Genomic DNA, 17,912 nt, shown 5'->3' on the forward strand with positions numbered 1-17,912 from the left:
ACCGTTGATAATGTATAGTATGTACTGACAGCGGGGAAGGTCAGGGCTCAAGCAAACCTTTTTAGTATGCCTGTTTTTTGTGCAGAGGATGTGTAGACCACATGTTAAAATTTAATTTTTATACGAAAATCGTCTCTATCGTTATTCTATTGCTGATTCCTGTACTAGTTTTGTACGTCTACTCCAATCAGATGACGACAAGAGTGCTACGTAACGAGCTGAACCAGTCCAATTATAATCAACTGACTTTTTTTCAAAATCAGGTAAACACCAATATTGAAATGATATCCGCCTGGCCGCATTTGTTGATTCATGATCCTGATGTTGCCAGCTTTCAGGCCATTTTTTTAAAGGATAAGACTCTCAATTTAGATGGAATTAATCTTATCAAACGTATCCAGACCAAGCTGGGACTTCAGGAAAGCTCATCGAATTGGAGAACCGGTCTGGATATCTATTCCCCTTCACTTGGACGTGTTGTGTCAGAAGATGGAGCCGGTTTTTATGATCAGAAAAAACTAAACCAGTTGATTAAAGATGGCTGGCAGGTATCCAAAAAAAGAATGTACGGGAAGGATCAGTTTATATTTTCATTGTATACGTTATCCCCGTTTTCCTCACTTGGTAATCCTGAAACCGCCAACACGATTATTAAGGTCGAATTTGACGGCAGCAACATTCAGGACATGCTTGACCGCTTTAAAGGTGATGGACGGAAGGAGCCTTTTTATTATAAAAAAGGTGTAGGAGCGATCTATAATCGTACTGCGAATGAAGAGCTGTCCGGCAAGCTGATTACAAAATTGGAAAAAATGGGGCTGCATGAGGTTGATAATCTGACCGTGAAAATTGGAGAAGAGAGCTACCTGGTTCATGCCGTTCTTTCGCAAACGACGGGCTGGTATTTAATTGACTATATGCCTTTGTCCGATATAATGTCTCCAATTTATTCTTCAAATCGATTATTTTATATCACCGTTGTTGGCTTGCTGCTGGTAGGCTTGATTGGTGCTTACCTGCTTCATTCACAGGTACAAGTGCCGATTCTCCAGCTTGTGCGGGCATTTCGGAGATTAAAGGATGGAGACTATGCTGTTCGATTAAGCCCAAGGGGGAGTCATGAGTTTGCTTTCCTGTCCCGTCAATTCAATCTGATGGTCGAACAGATTCAGGAGCTGTTTGAAAAGGTGTATGTTGAGCAGCTGCATGTCAAGGAAGCGCGTCTAAAGCAGCTCCAGTCACAAATTAATCCACACTTTTTTTATAATTGTTTTTCGTTCATTACAAGTATGGCGAAGCTCCACAATCATGAGGCGGTCGTGGCCATGGCGCATAATTTATCAAGGTATTATCGATATACGACAAGGCAGGAACGGGATTTGGTGCCATTATCAGAGGAAGTCGAGTTTGTTCAATATTATTTGAAAATTCAGCAGATGCGTATGCCACGGCTAACGTTTACAATTGATGTTTCTCCACAGGCCAATAGTCTGCTGATTCCGCTGCTTGTAGTGCAACCGCTAGTGGAAAATGCGGTGCTGCACGGGATAGAACCTCAAGTGGAGGATGGCATCATCCATATTAAAACCGAGTGTGTCGGCTCGTATATACACCTGATTGTGGATGATAATGGACTAGGCTTGAGCCAAGAGGCTATAACAGCCCTGACATCAACGCTTGACAAGCCTGTAGAAGAGAAACATGGCTACGGCTTATGGAATGTACATCAACGCATGCGATTGCATTTTGGAGAAGACGCCGGACTGGCTTTCTCGTTGTCACCTTTGGGAGGACTGCGTGCGGTTCTAAAATGGCCGCTGCCAGCAGAAGCAGAGCAGACGAACGGCTTGATTGTACCTTCCCCAAATTCGAATATGGTTAAACTGGAGGGACCTTATGGTTCAGATATTATTGGTAGATGATGAAAGCTATGTAACCGAAAGCCTGGCGGCTACCATTCCATGGGAAACGCTGGGCATCGAGAGGGTTCATCAAGCAGCTTCCGCATTGGCAGCAGTGGATGTGCTTGAAGCGTACGACATTGATATTCTGGTTACGGATATTCGTATGCCCGGCATGACGGGATTAGAGCTGATTGTTGAGGTGAACGAGCGATGGCCGCACATTCGATGCTTGCTGCTCACAGGCTATGCCGATTTTGAATATGCCAAAAAAGCGATCCAGCTTAAGGCTTTTGATTATATTTTAAAACCGGTGGATGATGAGGAGTTTATGAAATGTGTATCAGCTGCCATCGATTCGCTAAAGGAAGAATGGGAGGCCTTTGACAAGGTTCATCAATTACAGTACAGTCGCAGGACCGATTTTGGTGTGCTGCGTACTCACCTGATGCATGATTTGGTGCTTGGGCGTCATCTGTCTATACAAGTAATAGAGGACAAGTTGTCACAGTACGAAATTATGCTGCGCACAGGACAACGTGCCAGTATGCTGCTTATTCAGCTAGGCAAGCATTTTTCTGATATGGATTATCATTCAATATCTTTAATAGAGTATGCGATTGGGAATATTGCTGAAGAAGTGTTTGCGCCCGATTTTTACGTTTGGCACTGTAAAGCACCGCATGACTGTCTAATTGTATTGATAGAAGAAAATTGGAATCTGATTTCCGATCGGAGCATGGACGAGCAGAATCATATTTTGCGTGCGACGATTGACAATTTCCGAAAAAATGTGAGCAACTACTTAAAAGGCGAAATTTACGTTACGGTAACCGGCTGGTTTATGTTCCCACAGGAGCTGCCTAAGGTATACCAGTCAGCTATCAGGTCCTTATACTGGAACCAGCAGGAGGAAACGGATACGCTGCTCTTTATAGAAGAACAGCCAGAACATTCGTACAATTCAGCCAAGCTGCTGGAGGGGTTATACGTACACCCAACGCTGACCCATCTTCTGGAGTCCAGACAATGGGAGGAGGCTGAAGCGAAGATAAATCGTGTATTTGGCAAGATAGAGGAAGCAGGGTATACCCGTGAGCATTTATATGAGCTGTTTATTACGGTAACGAGCGCATTTATGTACACGGCGCATAAGCAAGGACGCTTCATTACGCAGATGGATCAAACGGGCTTTGACCCGCTGCATGCGCAGCAAATGGTTCAATCGTTCTCCAATCTTAAGGAATGGATATTTTTGATGATGAACAAGCTAAAGTCGGAATGGTCTGAAAGTGAGCAAAGCGCCAAAAGCTATGTGGTCAAGCAGGTTCAGGAGCTCATCTCCCAGGATAAAGGTCAGGAGCTATCTGTTAAGACGATTGCCGATCAGGTTTATCTTCATCCGGTCTATCTGTCCAAAATCTACAAGGCTGAAACCGGAGAAGGTCTGGGAGATTATATCATCCGAATGAGAATGGAGCGGGCTCTGTATTTGCTCAAGTACTCCAACAAAAAAATATATGAAATTACAACAGAGCTGGGTTATCAGAATCCCCAATATTTCAGCAAGATGTTCAAAAAGCATTATGGAATGACTCCGCATGAATTTCGGGACCAATAAAGACGGGACCAGTAAGAGGTAATAGCAAGAGGTAATAGTAAGGATCGGTTGGGAAAGGTGCAGAAATATTTATTTTGTGACATAGGCTGCATAGAAAAGCCCTCTTATAATAAAAGAGTAGAAAATGATTTTTTGAGGGGGAACAATATGCGAGTTCATTCGAAAAAAAAGCTGTTGTCGCTGCTCGCCGCAACTATGCTATTAGGAGTTGGCCTTGTGGGCTGCTCGGGCACGGGGAATGGTGGAGATACCAATAGCGCAGCCAAAACTGAAAACGTATACAAAGAAAAATACAATCCGGAAGTCACCATTTCCACCGTATGGGGTGTAGATCCTACCTTAAAATTTAAAAATGGCGAATCGATCGAAAATAACGTTGCGACCAAATGGGCTAAAGAGAAATTCGGTATTAATATAAAATCACTCTGGTCTGTCACGGATACCAATGGTGCATTTGCCACGAAGCTGCGTTTGGCGATGTCCTCCGGTCAGGAGATGCCGGACGTCGTTGTACTGGGAACGGAAAATGAGCAGCTGGCGCAGGATATGATCGATTCCGGCATGTTCGCGGAAGCTGGTCCGTTGTTCGATAAGTATGCTTCGGATTCCTGGAAGCAGGCGATGAATCAGGATACGAATGTATGGAACCAATATAGCCGGGACGGCAAAAAAATGGGAATTCCAGTACTCGATTTCGCCTATAACCACGATTATGTGCTGTGGGTGCGGCAAGATTGGCTGGACAAGCTCGGCATGAAAGCTCCTCAGACGATGGATGAACTGGAAAAGGTGATGGATGCTTTTAAAAATAAAAACCCGGACGGACTGTCTCCAGACAAAGTGATTCCGCTCAGCATCGGTTTCAAAACGTCTATGAACACCTGGATGGGTGACCCGTCCTGGATTTTCGGAGCCTATGGCACACTCCCCCAACAATGGAACAAAGGCGCGGACGGCAGCCTGGAATATGGCTCCGTGCAGCCAGGTATGAAGCCGGGTCTGCAAAAGCTGAGCGAATGGCTCAAAAAGGGATACATTCCGCAGGAAGCAGCATTGTGGGATGAGAATAAAACGTCAGAGCCTGCAGTCGCAGGAACAGCAGGCATCATACCGGGTCCATACTGGATGAGCGGCTGGCCGCTTCAGGATACGGTGAAAAATGCGAAGAGCGCTGTATGGAAGCCGATCAAAATTCCAGTGGGGCCTGACAACAAAGCCATGCGCCATGGAACTCAATACACCAATGGTGTCGTACTGATCAACAAACAAATGCAGCATCCTGAAGCTTTTTTCACCTATCAAAATTACTTGTTTGATCATTTTGCAAATGCCAAACCGGAAGGAGATTTGGCGAACGGGTTGTTTAAGGGCTACGACTATGATCTGGATGCGAATGGAAAGCTGTTGCCTATCGACAAGATACCAGGCGGTTATGTAAACTCTGTTCGTTATTTGCTGGTTCGTGATGGTGCGCGTATACCTGATGCCCAAATGAAGGCTTTGTTAAGTTTGGCTGACGGCGCGGAAGCGAAGACTCGTCTGGAGAAGGATGTAATGGTCAATTACGGCAAAGATACACCTGCGGCTGCCAAGGTGTTAATGGAACAGAAGGACATCTCCATGAAGGATCAGTTCACGGGACCTACTACGCCAACTATGAAGTCCAAAAAGGACTATCTGGATAAGATTGAAAACCAGACCTTCAATGAAATTATTTATGGCAAACAGCCGATTTCGGCCTTTGATACCTTCGTGCAGACGTGGAAGAGTGCCGGAGGCGAACAAATTACAAAAGAAGTGAATGAATGGTATAAGAGCGTTGAGAAGTAAACACAGTTGAAATAGATAGACGGGCTGTCCCACACGGGCAGCCTTTTTCATACCAATCACCAGATTATATTGGAAATAAATGCGCTGTCATTATGCTTGCGAGATAGACTACCAGTCACATGGCGAGGCTGAAAAATGATTGCTTTTGTGCCATGTATGTTGGTTTTTTGAACTGTTTCGTTAGTAGGAACGCTTCTATAATTGAAGTATACCATGAGAGTTACAGGAGGAACTGCAATGAGAAGTCTGCAACGTACGTGGCCATTTCATATCATGCTGCTGCCAGCCATCATTTTTTTAATTGTATTCAGCTACATTCCAATGGGCGGGATCGTGATGGCCTTTCAAAATTACAAGCCTTGGCTGGGTATAACTGGCTCCGAGTGGGTTGGGCTGGATAATTTCCGTTTTCTGTTCCAACGGGAGGACAGTCTGCAAGTCGTCTGGAATACGCTGATTATCGCGGTTCTGAAGATGTTTTTCAATCTGCTCGTTCCGTTTGTCTTCGCCATTCTGCTGAATGAAATTCGCAAGGTTGGACTTCAGCGATCCATTCAGACACTGGTTTACCTGCCACACTTTCTGTCGTGGGTCATCTTGGGCGGGATTCTGGTTGATCTGCTCGCTACAGATGGTTTTATGAACCGTATTCTTGGCAGTTTTGGAATCCAGCCCATCTTTTTTTTGGGAGACAATAACTGGTTTCGCTTTACGGTAATCGTGTCAGATATATGGAAGGAGTTTGGCTATAATACTATCGTTTTTCTCGCCGCATTGGCGGGGATCAATCCTTCGTTGTATGAAGCAGCAGAGATGGACGGGGCAAGCCGCTGGAGACAGACGCTGCATATTACTGTGCCTTCGCTGATTCCGATGGTTGTGGTTGTGGGTACACTTGCACTCGGTAATGTCCTGAATGCCGGCTTCGACCAGATTTTCAACCTGTACAACCCGCTTGTATACCAAAAAGGCGATATAATTGACACGTTCGTCTATCGGACAGCATTAATTAACGGGGAAATGGGCTTTGCTACCGCCATCGGATTGTTTAAATCTGTGATCAGTATGATTCTCATTCTGATATCCTATCGACTTGCATACAAATGGGCAGGCTACCGCATATTTTGATTCCACAAGGCTGAAAGAGGGAGAGTCATGTATCATAAAACAACGGCATATCGCATCTTCAATGTGTTTAACATTTGTCTGCTTGTGCTTTTATCCATCATGTGTATCGTTCCGCTGATTCATGTATTGGCAGTATCATTTAGTGCCAAATCAGCAGCAGACGCCAATCTGGTTGGACTGTGGCCGGTGCAATTTTCACTGGAAGCCTACAAGAAGACGATGAATAATCCTATTTTTCTGCATTCTATCTGGATTTCTGTTCTCCGGACCGTGCTCGGTACTGGCTTGACGCTGCTAATTACCTTTTTAGCTGCTTATCCACTTTCAAAAGAATCATCTGTATTCCGCAGCCGCAACGTATATTCATGGCTGTTCGTATTCAGTATGATTTTTAACGGTGGTCTGGTTCCATTTTATATGGTTATTCAAAAGATTCATCTCATGGACAGCTTTTGGGTACTTGTTTTGCCGGGAGCGGTCAATACATTTCTGGTCATCCTCATGCTGAACTTTTTTAGAGGCATACCCAAGGAGATGGAGGAGGCCGCACTGATCGATGGGGCAGGACATTTTCGGACTTTGTTTAGTATATTTTTGCCGATATCCATGCCGTCTATTGCGACGATTGCGTTGTTCAGTATGGTATTTCACTGGAACTCATGGTTCGATGGTCTGCTTTATTTGAGCAATGCCAAGGATTATCCACTGGCTACCTTCCTGCAAACGGTAATCATTCAGAAGGACATGAGCTCCATGAGTATGAGTCCCAAAGAAATGGAATTGCTTTCACAAACGACGGTGAATGCAGCGCAAATTTTTATTGGTGCAGCGCCTATTCTTATTGTATATCCATTTTTACAAAAGTATTTTGTTAAAGGTATGACGCTTGGTTCTGTCAAGGAGTAAACCCTATTGATCTAAAGGAGATGATTTACAGTGTCGCATCCAAACATATTCAAATACCCGCCAATCAGTGAGCGAGTTCCGCGTATGCTGCATGGAGCGGATTATAACCCGGAGCAATGGCAGCATGATCCCGAGGTGCTAAAAGAGGATATCCGGCTGATGAAGCTGGCTAAATGTAATGTGATGTCCGTCGGCATATTCTCATGGGTTTCATTGGAACCCGAGGAAGGTGTATTTACGTTTGAATGGCTCGACCGTATCCTGGATTCGTTTGCCGAGAACGGAATTTATGCGTTTTTGGCCACTCCTAGTGGAGCCAGACCGGCCTGGATGTCACAAAAATATCCTGAGGTGCTGCGAGTGGAGGCTAACCGTGTCCGCAACCTGCACGGGTTCCGCCATAACCACTGTTTTACCTCGCCAGTATACCGGGAAAAAGTACGCATCATGAATATAAAGCTGGCCGAGCGCTATGCGAATCATCCGGCTGTCATTGGCTGGCATATTTCCAATGAATTTGGTGGAGAATGCCACTGTGATTATTGTCAGGTTGCATTCCGCGCCTGGGTACAGGATAAATATGGCACACTGGATAAGCTTAATCACGCATGGTGGACGACCTTTTGGAGTCATACGGTTACGGATTGGAGCCAAATCGAGTCTCCGGCCCCTCACGGTGAAACACAGGTCCATGCTATGAATTTGGACTGGAGACGGTTTGTGACCGATCAGACCGCAGATTTTATCCAACACGAAATTGTGCCGCTCAAGGCAGCGAACCCGGCACTTCCGGTCACGACCAATCTAATGGAATTTTTTGAAGGACTGAATTACTGGAAGTTTGCCGATCTGCTGGATATTATATCCTGGGACAGCTATCCGACGTGGCATGACCGGGGAGGTGATGAGAGCCGTCAGGCTGCGAAGGTAGCGATGATGCACGATATTATTCGTTCAATCAAAGGAGGCAAGCCTTGGATGCTCATGGAGAGTACACCGAGTTTGACGAATTGGCAAGAGGTCAGCAAGCTGAAGCGACCAGGAATGCATCTGCTATCGTCTTTACAGGCTGTAGCACACGGGTCAGACACCGTTCAATATTTTCAGTGGCGGAAAAGTCGCGGTTCGAGTGAAAAGCTGCATGGTGCAGTCGTCGATCATGTCGGACATGAGCACACTCGGGTATTCGCAGACGTGACAGAGGTCGGCAATGCGCTGGAAAAATTGGAGGAGGTTATCGGTACATCTGTGCCTGCTGAGGCTGCAGTTATTTTCGACTGGGAGAATCGCTGGGCAGTCAATGACTCGCAAGGGCCGCGGAATAAAGGTGTGAAATACGAGGAGACAGCCGAAGCGCATTATTTGGCATTGTGGGAGCAGGGTGTGCCTGTAGATGTCATTCATATGGATGCCGATTTCTCCAAATACAAGCTTATAGTAGCTCCAATGCTGTATATGGTCCGCAGCGGTGTGGGTGAGCGAATACAAAAGTTTGTTGAAAGCGGTGGCATTTTTGTAGCAACCTATTGGTCCGGCATTGTGGATGAACATGATTTGTGCTTCCTTGGAGGCTTTCCGGGGCCGCTTCGCAAGACGCTGGGAATATGGTCGGAAGAGATCGACGGACTGCATGATCACGACCGAAATCGCATTTTGCCGGTTGAGGGCAATGAGTTGAATCTGAATGGTGAGTATGAGGCTATAGAGCTGTGCGACCTTATTCATACGGAAGGTGCAAAGGTACTGGCTGTATACGGTTCAGACTTTTATGCAGGACGTCCAGCCTTGACGGTGAACCGTTTGGGACAGGGAAAAGCTTATTACATCGCTTCACGCAACACGGGATCGTTCAACAGTCATTTTTACAGAAGCTTGATTGAGGGTGAAGGAATCAGTAAAGCACTTCATGTCAAGTTGCCGCATGGAGTAAATACAGCGATTCGCACTGATGGAGTTTACGATTATATTTTTATTTTGAATTTTACGCATGAGTCGCAAGAAATTACACTGGATGGACGAATCTATGTGGATATGCTGGAAAATCGTGTGATTGAAGACGATAAACTTCGATTGAATAACTATGCTGTCAAGGTTCTCAAGACAGAGCGCATACATTAGAAATGGTATAAGGCTAAGGGCTGACTTTTTCCAAAATTCAGATAGGAGATGACTTATGAAAACAAGCAACCGAATGATACTATTTGCGGTGTTGATTTTGTTATCCAGTGTTTTGTACCCGTTTGGCTTTGCAGGGTTGGGGACGGCTTCAGCCGCCCCTGCTTTTGCCAAAGGAGCAGATATAAGCTGGGTAGCAGGAATGGAAGCACAAGGTATGACCTGGAAGGATAAAAAAGGGGTTCGTCGGGATGTACTGCAAATTTTGCGAGACGATTACCAGATCAACTCGGTACGTATCCGTGTATGGGTAAACCCTAACATGAACGATTATGCAAGCGGTTACATGAATGCGGAGAAGGCGGCAGAGCTGGCGCAGCGAGCCAAAAAATTGGGTATGAGCGTTATGCTGACCTTGCATTATAGCGATTCCTGGGCTGATCCAGGCCAGCAGAACAAGCCTTACGCATGGCGCAATTTTAACTTTACACAACTGATGGATGCAGTCTGGTCCCACACGGTTTATGTTATGAACACGATGAAAAGCAAGGGCGTGACCCCAGACTGGGTACAAATCGGCAATGAGACGAACAATGGAATGCTCTGGGATGACGGTAAAGCCTCGGTGAATATGAAAAACTATGCATGGCTCGTCAATACAGGCAATAACGCTGTAAAATCGGTAAGCAGCAGCACCAAGACGATCGTACATTTGGCTAACGGGGATAACGGTTCCACGTTAAACTGGAATATTGGCGGGCTGATTGACAATGGGGCCCAGTTTGACCTCGTCGGGCTGTCTCTGTATCCGTCTTCTTCTGACTGGCAGGGCAAGGTGGACCAGACGATTGCCAATGCCAATAGCCTCATTGCAAAATACGGCAAAGGCATTGTCATCAGTGAAATCGGGATGGATTATAATGAACCCGCAGCTTCCAAGGCATTTATTGCCGCTATCAAAACAAAGGTGCGGAACATCGGGGGTGGCAAAGGCGCAGGGGTATTTTATTGGGAGCCGGCTGCAACCCCAGGTTACAACAAGGGCTACAACAAAGGTGCTTGGCAGGCTGACGGAAAGCCAACCTCCGCTTTGGAAGGATTTCTAAACTAAACTAAAACGAATCTGAAACTAGTCTGAAACTAATTGTGGAAATGTCAAAGAACCTCTAATTCGCATGTTGTGCGGAATAGAGGTTCTCTATTTTTATCTATGACGGATGGATGAAGCTACATCCTTAGGCTTTTCGGTCGACTTTGAAGAATGAAATAAGCTCCTCCAGCTCACGAGACATCGACGACAGCTTGTCGGAGGCATCCACGATGGCAGCCATGGATTGGGCCTGCTCTCCGATCGTATGTTCAATTTCCTTGCTGCTGTCTGATGTTTTGCTGATCGTGGAGGATAACTCGTCAGAGGTTGCCGTCATTTCCTGTGTACTGGCTGAAATCTGTTCCGTTGCACTGGAAACCTCCTGAATTTGTGATGATACTTTATTGGCGGCATTTAAAATCTCTGAGAACATTTCACCTGTCTGTTTGGTAACTTCGAGTCCAATTTGGACCTCCTTCGAGCCGAGGCTGACACCTTCTACGGTTTGCTCAATTTCTTTTTGAATTTCCTCAATCAGCTCGGCGATTTGTCTGGCAGACTCTTGGGACTGTTCAGCCAAATTGCGCACCTCTCCCGCGACTACAGCAAAGCCTTTACCTTCCTCACCTACTCTGGCAGCCTCAATGGAGGCGTTCAGTGCAAGCAGATTGGTTTGGCTGGCAATGCCAGTAATGATGCTTACGATGTTACTGATTTCGTTGGAACGGCTTTGCAGTGCATTAATGGAGACAACGGTTTTTTCCATCGAGTTGGAGATTGAATCCATTTGAGCGGAAACTCTTTGCACGATCTGATTACCTTCAACGGAGCGTTTTTCCATAGAATAAGCTTCGTCTGCTACAGAAGAGGAGCTTCCTGCAATCGTCTGAACGACCGTAGACATTTCACTCATAGCCCGTGAGCTTTCCATTGCAGCTTTGTCTTGTGCCTCAATTCCTTGGGCAATTTCTTTCATATTGCTGTTAATGACGTTCGTGTTTGTACTGTTTTGCTCGCTGATACTTAGCAATTCCTGAGCCGACTCCGTAACTTCTTGCGTCGTATCCTGTACTTTTACCATGGTATCGTTAATACGTTTGATCATGGTATTAAACTTTTGATTGATGATGCCAAGGTCGTCCAGACCTGTCTTGATTTTTACATTCAGATTTCCCTCGCTGACTTCCTCAATGCCCTTCATCAGGGAGCGAATCGGGGAGAGAGTGCGTTTGACCAGCCAATATTGAATCGTCAAGAAGATAGCAAGGAACAGAATGAGTAGGGAAACGCCATATACAAGCAGCTTATGAAGTCCGGCTGGTACAGAGCTTGCGTCTACGTCAAAGTAAAGCGCACTTGTGATTTTGCCGCTTTCATCTGTAAGCGGGTAAGCAATAGTTGTCCATGTACCAAATTCGTCAGTGTAGAAGCTGCTTAACGCCGCTTCTTTGGATTCAAGCATGTCATTTACAGCTTTTACATTTGCGTCAGAGAGCGTATACATATCGCCTATATTCAGTTTCAACTCTTGGAAAGACTGAACTAAGTTGGTCGGAATGCCAATAATGGAGGTTTGATTTCCTTCTTTTAATTCTGTGCCGAATATGTAAGCTTGGGCAACATTAGGATACAAGGTATGAATAGAATCGAGAAATTCGCGTAAATCCTGTTGAGCAGAACCGTTATAATCTTTTTCGCTTAATGCTTGTTGCATTTTTGTTTTGTCAACATCATTTGCCCATTTTTTGGTCAGTACTTTAACCTGATCTTGCAACTGGGTGGTCAAAATATTCTTTTGAAGAATATAGCTGGATGTGATGAGAATAGCACCTATTAATACAATGTTGACAAACGAAATTAATAGATTTTTACCAAAAAAGGACATAGTACTCCACTTCAAGTTTTTCACGTGTCTCTTCTCCTTTGAATTAGAAATTTTAGTTTAAGTGCGACTTACGACCTATTACTTATATATTTCGTCAATTACCTTTCAAAATGTTAGGTATTTATTAAAATTGGAGAATATCGGATGCTTATCAGTGAAACTTATGGCAAAGAACGACAAAACTTTTCCTGTCAAATAACCAATCTTCAATGGAGGGGAAGACCCGGTCATTTTTGCGGGGAAGAGGCCATATACCTATAGGAATGAAGTACTTTGGTCTGAAGGGGGGGATGCGCTTGCGTTCTCATATGATTTTCCATTGGAGCCGGTTGAATTGGTGTTTTCCGAACCTCAGGATGAAGGAGGAATTTGAAGCCCGCCAGTATTGGAAAAATGCGATCCTCGTCGGCGTCAAAGTCGATCGGCAAGGGCACTATTACGTCTGCGTTCCCCGTCTCGCCCCGGGCATTCCCGCCACGATGAATAGAATTGTTATCCAGAACGGAAACCCCCTCCTGGAGGCTTTTCCCAGTTGGGAGTGGAATGAGGCCGGGAATGTGCGGGCGATGAGGTCCATTCAGGGATATGAAATCGATGAGCTCAACCAGATCTGGTTGCTGGATCAAGGAAAAATCGCTTATGCTCCCTCGCCCGAAGGCTCGCAGAAGCTGCTTGTCTGGGATTTGAATACGCGCCGCATGATCGACGTCATCCCGATTCCCGATGAGATCGCTTCGTATCGGACCTCTTTTTTGAACGATCTGGTCGTCGACAATAAGAACGGCTTCGTCTATATTACCGATTCCGGCAACGGCTGGCCGAATCATCCGGTGACTGGCGGCATCATCGTGTACAACATGCGGACGCGATCGCTCAGACGGGTGCTGGACCGGCAATTCAGCACACAGGATCTTCCCGGTTTTCAGTTTGCCATTGACAATAAGCCGATGCTGAACCGCATCGGCGTGGATGGCATCGCCTTGTCCGCCGACCGTTCCACCTTGTACTATTGCCCGCTGACCGGACGCAATCTTTATGCCATCGATACCTGCGTCTTGATGGATTTTCAGGCTCCGCCCGAAAAAATCCAGCGGGCCGTACAGGCGATAGGGAGTAAAAGAACCACGACGGATGGGATGCATGCCGATGCCCAAGGAAATGTTTTTTACACGATGCTGGAGGGAAAGGGCGTGGGGATGTACAGCCCCTACAGCGAAACGTTCCACGATCTCGTGTCGGACGACCGGATGGTGTGGGTGGACGGGGTCGCTTTCGATCAGCAGGGCTCCATCCTGTTCAACAGCAACCGACTGCATGAAATCACGGGCGGGTACGACATCGATTGGACTTATCCGTATAACTTCGTGATTTGGAAAGCATTTGCGGGTCAAGGAGTCAAGTCGTATTTGTATGCCTAGTAGATACAATAGCCTCGTCTTTCAGACCGTGAAAATAGCTATACGTAAAACGCGAGGCAGCAAACCAATGCTTCATAGCGATCGGGGGTTTCAGTACACCTCACCCAAGTTTAGAAAGTTATTTGCCAAGAAACTGACCCAAAGCATCTCACGTGTGGTAGATGTATTGAGACTACATCCGTTTTTACAATTACGAACGACTACAAGCCAAATTAAACGGCCTCAGTCCGATGGAATTCAGGACCAAGGCCGCTTAAAACGCCTTTATTATTTGTACTGTCTACTTGACGGGGGGGCAGTTCAGCCCCAGTTAAATAATTACTATTAAATAATTTCTTTTAAATAATTACTATTAAATAATCATTTTGCTTGTATGCAAGTACAACTTGATGCTGTTCGTATTTTTTAAACCAAGACTGCTTCCTGACCATATTGTCTGATAGGTTTATAATTGCAATCCCACATCGCATCCCGAACCGCTTGCGCGATATCATCCGGCTGATGACGTGCTACTCCATCCTGAACTGCAGCTTTAGCTACGGCTATGGCTACAGCTTCAGATACTTCTCGCAGTTCGTTGATTTTTGGAAGCAGGGCAGCTCCAGGCTGTGACAAATCAACCATTTCAGCTACTGCATGAGCAGCAGCGGCGAACATGCTGTCTGTAATCACTTTCGATTTCACCACGATTGCGCCAAGACCAAGACCCGGGAATACGAAAGCATTGTTGGATTGTCCGATTTCAAACTTGATATTGTTGTAGATGACCGGCTCAAAAGGACTTCCCGTGGCAATAAGTGCTTTTCCTTCCGTCCAGCGGATCAAATCTTGCGGAGTTGCTTCAGCCAGCGGAGTCGGATTGGACATAGGCATAATAATTGGGCGTTCGGTATGCTTGGCCATCTCTTTCACGATTTCCTCGCTAAATGCTCCGGCAACACCAGAAGTTCCGATCATAATTGTCGGTTTCACATGGCGAATGACTTCCAGCAGAGGGATTTTGCCATCTTCAGCATGCTCCCAGTCGCGGCATTCTTCGGCATCTCGTACATAAGGAACCTGGAATGGGAGAAGTCCTTCCGTTTCATTGGTGAGCAGGCCGCGGTAATCATAAGCCCAGAAGTTGCGTTTTGCTTCGGTTTCCGACAGTCCTTCCAGCATCATGGCTGCACTGATTTGGTCTGCATTACCGATACCGGCAGCTCCCGGCCCAAAGACTAAAACTCGATGCTTGCTCAGCGGGGTTCCGGACAATTGAACACCGGACATGACACCTGCGAGCGTAACCGCGCCAGTACCTTGAATATCATCATTGAATGTCAAAATACTGTTTCCATATTTGTTGATAATATTACGCGCATTAACATTGCCTAAATCTTCCCAGTGGAGCAAAGCGTTCGGGAAATAAGAAAGTGCAGTTTGAACATAGGTGTCAATAAATTGGTCATATTGCTCTCCGCGAACACGCTTATGACGGTTCCCCATATATAGAGGATCTTCCAGCAGCTTCTCGTTGTTTGTACCTGCATCAAGCACGACTGCCAGTACCCGGCTAGGGTCGATTCCCGCAGCGGCTGTATAAACAGCAAGCTTGCCGATAGAGATGTTAATTCCCCCGACTCCCCAGTCGCCAATACCCAAAATACTTTCGGAATCTGTGGCTACGATGAGATCGATATCATCAGGTTCCAAGTTCAAATTTTTAAAAGCATCATTAATTCCTGCGAGATTATCAATAGATAAATACATACCGCCGGGCTTGTGATATTCATGGCTGTATTCCTGTATAGCCTGACCAACCGTTGGCGTATAAACAATTGGAAGCATTTCGCTCAGATGCTCAGAGAGCAAACGATAGTACAGGACGGTATTTCTATGAAACAGATCATTTAAAGCGACGTTTTTGCGTAAATTGTCCGGTTGGCTCTGGAATTGCTCATATACCCGTTGAACCTGCTCCTCAATGGTTAATATGGTAGGAGGGAGCAGACCGTCAAGTCCAAGCTGCTGCCGTTCTTCAAGAGTAAAAGCCACTCCCTTATTCAGCAGTGGGTTGGCAAGCAGTTCTTTTCCAGTTAATCCGGTTTCGATAGATCCATCTTCAGTAAGATGAAAAGCACGCATTCTGATTCCTTCTTTCTAAAAAATTACATTTTGTAAAACCTTGAACATTGCGTGAACAAGTATACGCTTTATTTTAACTCAAGTGAACCAGTATGTTGTGTGAAAAATGGTTATATAAGTGTTTTCATATGAAGAATTATGAAAATTATGAAAATTCAATAAAGTAAAATAAAAAAATAGCCTTAACCTCAATTTTATATCATTGAAGTTAAAGCATATGGGTTGAACTAAAAAAGATAACTTTAATGGACATCAACCTTTAATTCTCCAATACGGCGGGCGGCTTCATCAGTAGCTGGAGCAGGAGGGCGCATCCAACTGTTGCGCCATTTTAGCTGCATTACGATGACGAGAGCAAAAGCGCAGAAGGTGATCAGGCTCAGACAGATGAAACCCGGCATATAGGAACCCGTTAATTTGTACAGATTGCCGAGAATAAGTGGTAGAAAATATCCGCCTATGCCACCCGCAGCGCCAATAATGCCGGTCATGAGCCCAATTTCGTTTCCGAACCGCTGCGGCACGAGCTGGAATACAGAGCCGTTGCCAGCGCCAAGGCACATCATGCCTACAAAAAGCAGCACTACAACCAGGGCAAGCGGCGGTAGAAATGCAATGCCCGCGAGCATGATCCCGGCTCCAGCGTACAAATACATCAACATGCGTGAACCCCCGATCCGGTCAGACAAAAAGCCGCCCACAGGCCGGAAGAAGCTCCCGGCAATCACACAAACGGTTGCAAAATCGGCAGCATGTACAGCAGAGAGCCCGTATTGGGTATTAAAGAAAATGGTCAAATAATTAGAAAGCCCAACGAACCCGCCGAACGTCACACAGTAAAAAGCGCAGAATACCCATGCATCTCCCTGTTTAAGCACTGAAGCGTATTGAGACAGACGTTTGGGTGCCGGTCGGTGAGGGCTGTTGCGAGCAAAAATACTGAATAAAATGAAGACGACGAAGATCGGAATAATGGCCAATCCGAAAACGGCCTCCCAACTGCCAAAATGCTGTGCGAGGCGATTAGCGAACAGGGTCGCGAGAACGGTACCGCTATTGCCGGCACCGGCAATTCCCATAGCCAAGCCTTGATGCTCCTTGGGATACCATTGACTTGCTAATGGCAGCGCAGCTGCAAATGAGGCTCCGGCTACACCTAGCAGCAGGGCGACCATGTACAGCTGATCTAGCGAATCAACCCACAACCAGCCGAGCAGGAGAGGAATGAATGTCACAAGCATACCGATCTGCCCGGTGCGCTTTGGACCGATATAATCTGACATGAAGCCAAGCACGAGCCGCAGCAGGGAACCGCCTAGTACCGGAAGAGCGACAAGGTTGGCTTTTTGTAAAGGGTCCATGGGGTAGTCATTAGCAATGACAACAGACAGAGGCCCGATCATCCCCCATATCATAAAGCTGATATCAAAATACAGGAAGGCGCCAAATAGCGTGGGCTTGTGTCCGCTTTGCCAGAAACTTTTTTTGTTCATTCTCCATCTCTCCTGTTCCTATTTTGTTCTTGGTCCATCCAATGTAATGTTGAACATGAAAAGCCGCAAATCTCCCTTGCATGGTGCCTGGGGATGATTTGCGGCTTCATTGCCGTAGTTGACACACCTCATTGTGCGTCAATCAGGTATGATCACGTTCGAGTGATTTTAATCCAGATTATAAAAAATGGTTCGTTGAATGTCAATATACATAACATAAAAAGCGAAAATAAAAAAGATAAAGACAAAGACACAGGATATATGTATTGAATATTGACATAATGCTCACAATTCATTAATCTTAGGTACATATCGGCACAACGGTGTGTCGGCATTTGCGGCAACGGCGCCCTTTTCCTTTGAATGGAGAAGGGCTTTTTCTGTCTTATTTTATGTGGAGA

Annotated in this window: 12 protein-coding genes; 9 read left to right on the forward strand and 3 right to left on the reverse strand. The window is 45.8% G+C overall.

Annotated elements, in window-relative coordinates; translation table 11 throughout:
• The first annotated feature begins 101 nt into the window (after nucleotides 1-101).
• The 7 genes from B4V02_RS09250 to B4V02_RS09280 all read left to right on the forward strand — a co-directional run bounded on the left by B4V02_RS09250 (nucleotide 102) and on the right by B4V02_RS09280 (nucleotide 10,612).
• Nucleotides 102-1,922: a sensor histidine kinase gene (locus tag B4V02_RS09250; protein WP_094154571.1), complete on the forward strand. Its 1,821-nt coding sequence runs from the start codon at nucleotides 102-104 to the stop codon at nucleotides 1,920-1,922.
• Nucleotides 1,897-3,522, forward strand: coding sequence for a response regulator transcription factor (locus tag B4V02_RS09255; RefSeq protein ID WP_094154572.1), 1,626 nt, complete (start codon nucleotides 1,897-1,899; stop codon nucleotides 3,520-3,522). The genes B4V02_RS09250 and B4V02_RS09255 overlap by 26 nt, the downstream gene beginning before the upstream one ends.
• A gap of 147 nt (nucleotides 3,523-3,669) precedes the next feature.
• Nucleotides 3,670-5,352, forward strand: coding sequence for a type 2 periplasmic-binding domain-containing protein (locus tag B4V02_RS09260; protein WP_094154573.1), 1,683 nt, complete (start codon nucleotides 3,670-3,672; stop codon nucleotides 5,350-5,352).
• Between the two features lie 237 nt (nucleotides 5,353-5,589).
• Nucleotides 5,590-6,480, forward strand: a complete 891-nt coding sequence (locus B4V02_RS09265) for an ABC transporter permease (protein ID WP_010345499.1) — start codon at nucleotides 5,590-5,592, stop codon at nucleotides 6,478-6,480.
• A 27-nt stretch (nucleotides 6,481-6,507) separates the two neighbouring features.
• On the forward strand, nucleotides 6,508-7,386 hold the full coding sequence (locus tag B4V02_RS09270) for a carbohydrate ABC transporter permease (protein ID WP_094154574.1): 879 nt from the start codon (nucleotides 6,508-6,510) through the stop codon (nucleotides 7,384-7,386).
• A 30-nt stretch (nucleotides 7,387-7,416) separates the two neighbouring features.
• Nucleotides 7,417-9,504, forward strand: a complete 2,088-nt coding sequence (locus tag B4V02_RS09275) for a beta-galactosidase (RefSeq protein ID WP_094154575.1) — start codon at nucleotides 7,417-7,419, stop codon at nucleotides 9,502-9,504.
• Nucleotides 9,505-9,559: 55 nt separating this feature from the next.
• Nucleotides 9,560-10,612: a glycoside hydrolase family 53 protein gene (locus B4V02_RS09280; protein WP_094154576.1), complete on the forward strand. Its 1,053-nt coding sequence runs from the start codon at nucleotides 9,560-9,562 to the stop codon at nucleotides 10,610-10,612.
• A gap of 124 nt (nucleotides 10,613-10,736) precedes the next feature.
• Here the strand turns inward: B4V02_RS09280 and B4V02_RS09285 are convergent, their stop codons facing one another.
• Nucleotides 10,737-12,500, reverse strand: a complete 1,764-nt coding sequence (locus B4V02_RS09285; RefSeq protein WP_094154577.1) for a methyl-accepting chemotaxis protein — start codon at nucleotides 12,498-12,500, stop codon at nucleotides 10,737-10,739.
• A gap of 266 nt (nucleotides 12,501-12,766) precedes the next feature.
• Here B4V02_RS09285 and B4V02_RS09290 point away from each other — a divergent pair, with 266 nt between their 5' ends.
• Together B4V02_RS09290 and B4V02_RS27205 are read left to right on the forward strand one after the other, a co-directional pair.
• The gene (locus tag B4V02_RS09290; protein ID WP_094156974.1) at nucleotides 12,767-13,894 is read left to right on the forward strand and encodes an L-dopachrome tautomerase-related protein; all 1,128 of its coding nucleotides are present in this window, start codon (nucleotides 12,767-12,769) and stop codon (nucleotides 13,892-13,894) included.
• 176 nt (nucleotides 13,895-14,070) lie between these two features.
• Nucleotides 14,071-14,151, forward strand: coding sequence for an IS3 family transposase (locus B4V02_RS27205; protein ID WP_094156975.1), 81 nt, complete (start codon nucleotides 14,071-14,073; stop codon nucleotides 14,149-14,151).
• Nucleotides 14,152-14,299: 148 nt separating this feature from the next.
• On the opposite strand, the gene B4V02_RS09300 is transcribed toward B4V02_RS27205, so the two are convergent.
• Together B4V02_RS09300 and B4V02_RS09305 are read right to left on the reverse strand one after the other, a co-directional pair.
• Nucleotides 14,300-16,018, reverse strand: a complete 1,719-nt coding sequence (locus B4V02_RS09300; RefSeq protein WP_094154578.1) for an NAD-dependent malic enzyme — start codon at nucleotides 16,016-16,018, stop codon at nucleotides 14,300-14,302.
• Between the two features lie 242 nt (nucleotides 16,019-16,260).
• Nucleotides 16,261-17,511 carry a nitrate/nitrite transporter gene (locus tag B4V02_RS09305; protein ID WP_043891170.1) on the reverse strand — a complete coding sequence of 417 codons (1,251 nt, stop codon included), beginning with the start codon at nucleotides 17,509-17,511 and terminating at the stop codon, nucleotides 16,261-16,263.
• Nucleotides 17,512-17,912: the final 401 nt, after the last annotated feature.

Source organism: Paenibacillus kribbensis (assembly GCF_002240415.1).
Classification (GTDB): Bacteria; Bacillota; Bacilli; order Paenibacillales; family Paenibacillaceae; genus Paenibacillus; species Paenibacillus kribbensis.

Excerpts from the sequence above, each read along its gene's own strand:
- B4V02_RS09250 (WP_094154571.1), top strand. The coding sequence starts at position 102 with ATGTTAAAATTTAATTTTTATACGAAAATCGTCTCTATCGTTATTCTA.
- B4V02_RS09255 (WP_094154572.1), top strand. The coding sequence starts at position 1,897 with ATGGTTCAGATATTATTGGTAGATGATGAAAGCTATGTAACCGAAAGC.
- B4V02_RS09260 (WP_094154573.1), top strand. The coding sequence starts at position 3,670 with ATGCGAGTTCATTCGAAAAAAAAGCTGTTGTCGCTGCTCGCCGCAACT.
- B4V02_RS09265 (WP_010345499.1), top strand. The coding sequence starts at position 5,590 with ATGAGAAGTCTGCAACGTACGTGGCCATTTCATATCATGCTGCTGCCA.
- B4V02_RS09270 (WP_094154574.1), top strand. The coding sequence starts at position 6,508 with ATGTATCATAAAACAACGGCATATCGCATCTTCAATGTGTTTAACATT.
- B4V02_RS09280 (WP_094154576.1), top strand. The coding sequence starts at position 9,560 with ATGAAAACAAGCAACCGAATGATACTATTTGCGGTGTTGATTTTGTTA.
- B4V02_RS09290 (WP_094156974.1), top strand. The coding sequence starts at position 12,767 with ATGCGCTTGCGTTCTCATATGATTTTCCATTGGAGCCGGTTGAATTGG.
- B4V02_RS09300 (WP_094154578.1), bottom strand. The coding sequence starts at position 16,018 with ATGCGTGCTTTTCATCTTACTGAAGATGGATCTATCGAAACCGGATTA.
- B4V02_RS09305 (WP_043891170.1), bottom strand. The coding sequence starts at position 17,511 with ATGAACAAAAAAAGTTTCTGGCAAAGCGGACACAAGCCCACGCTATTT.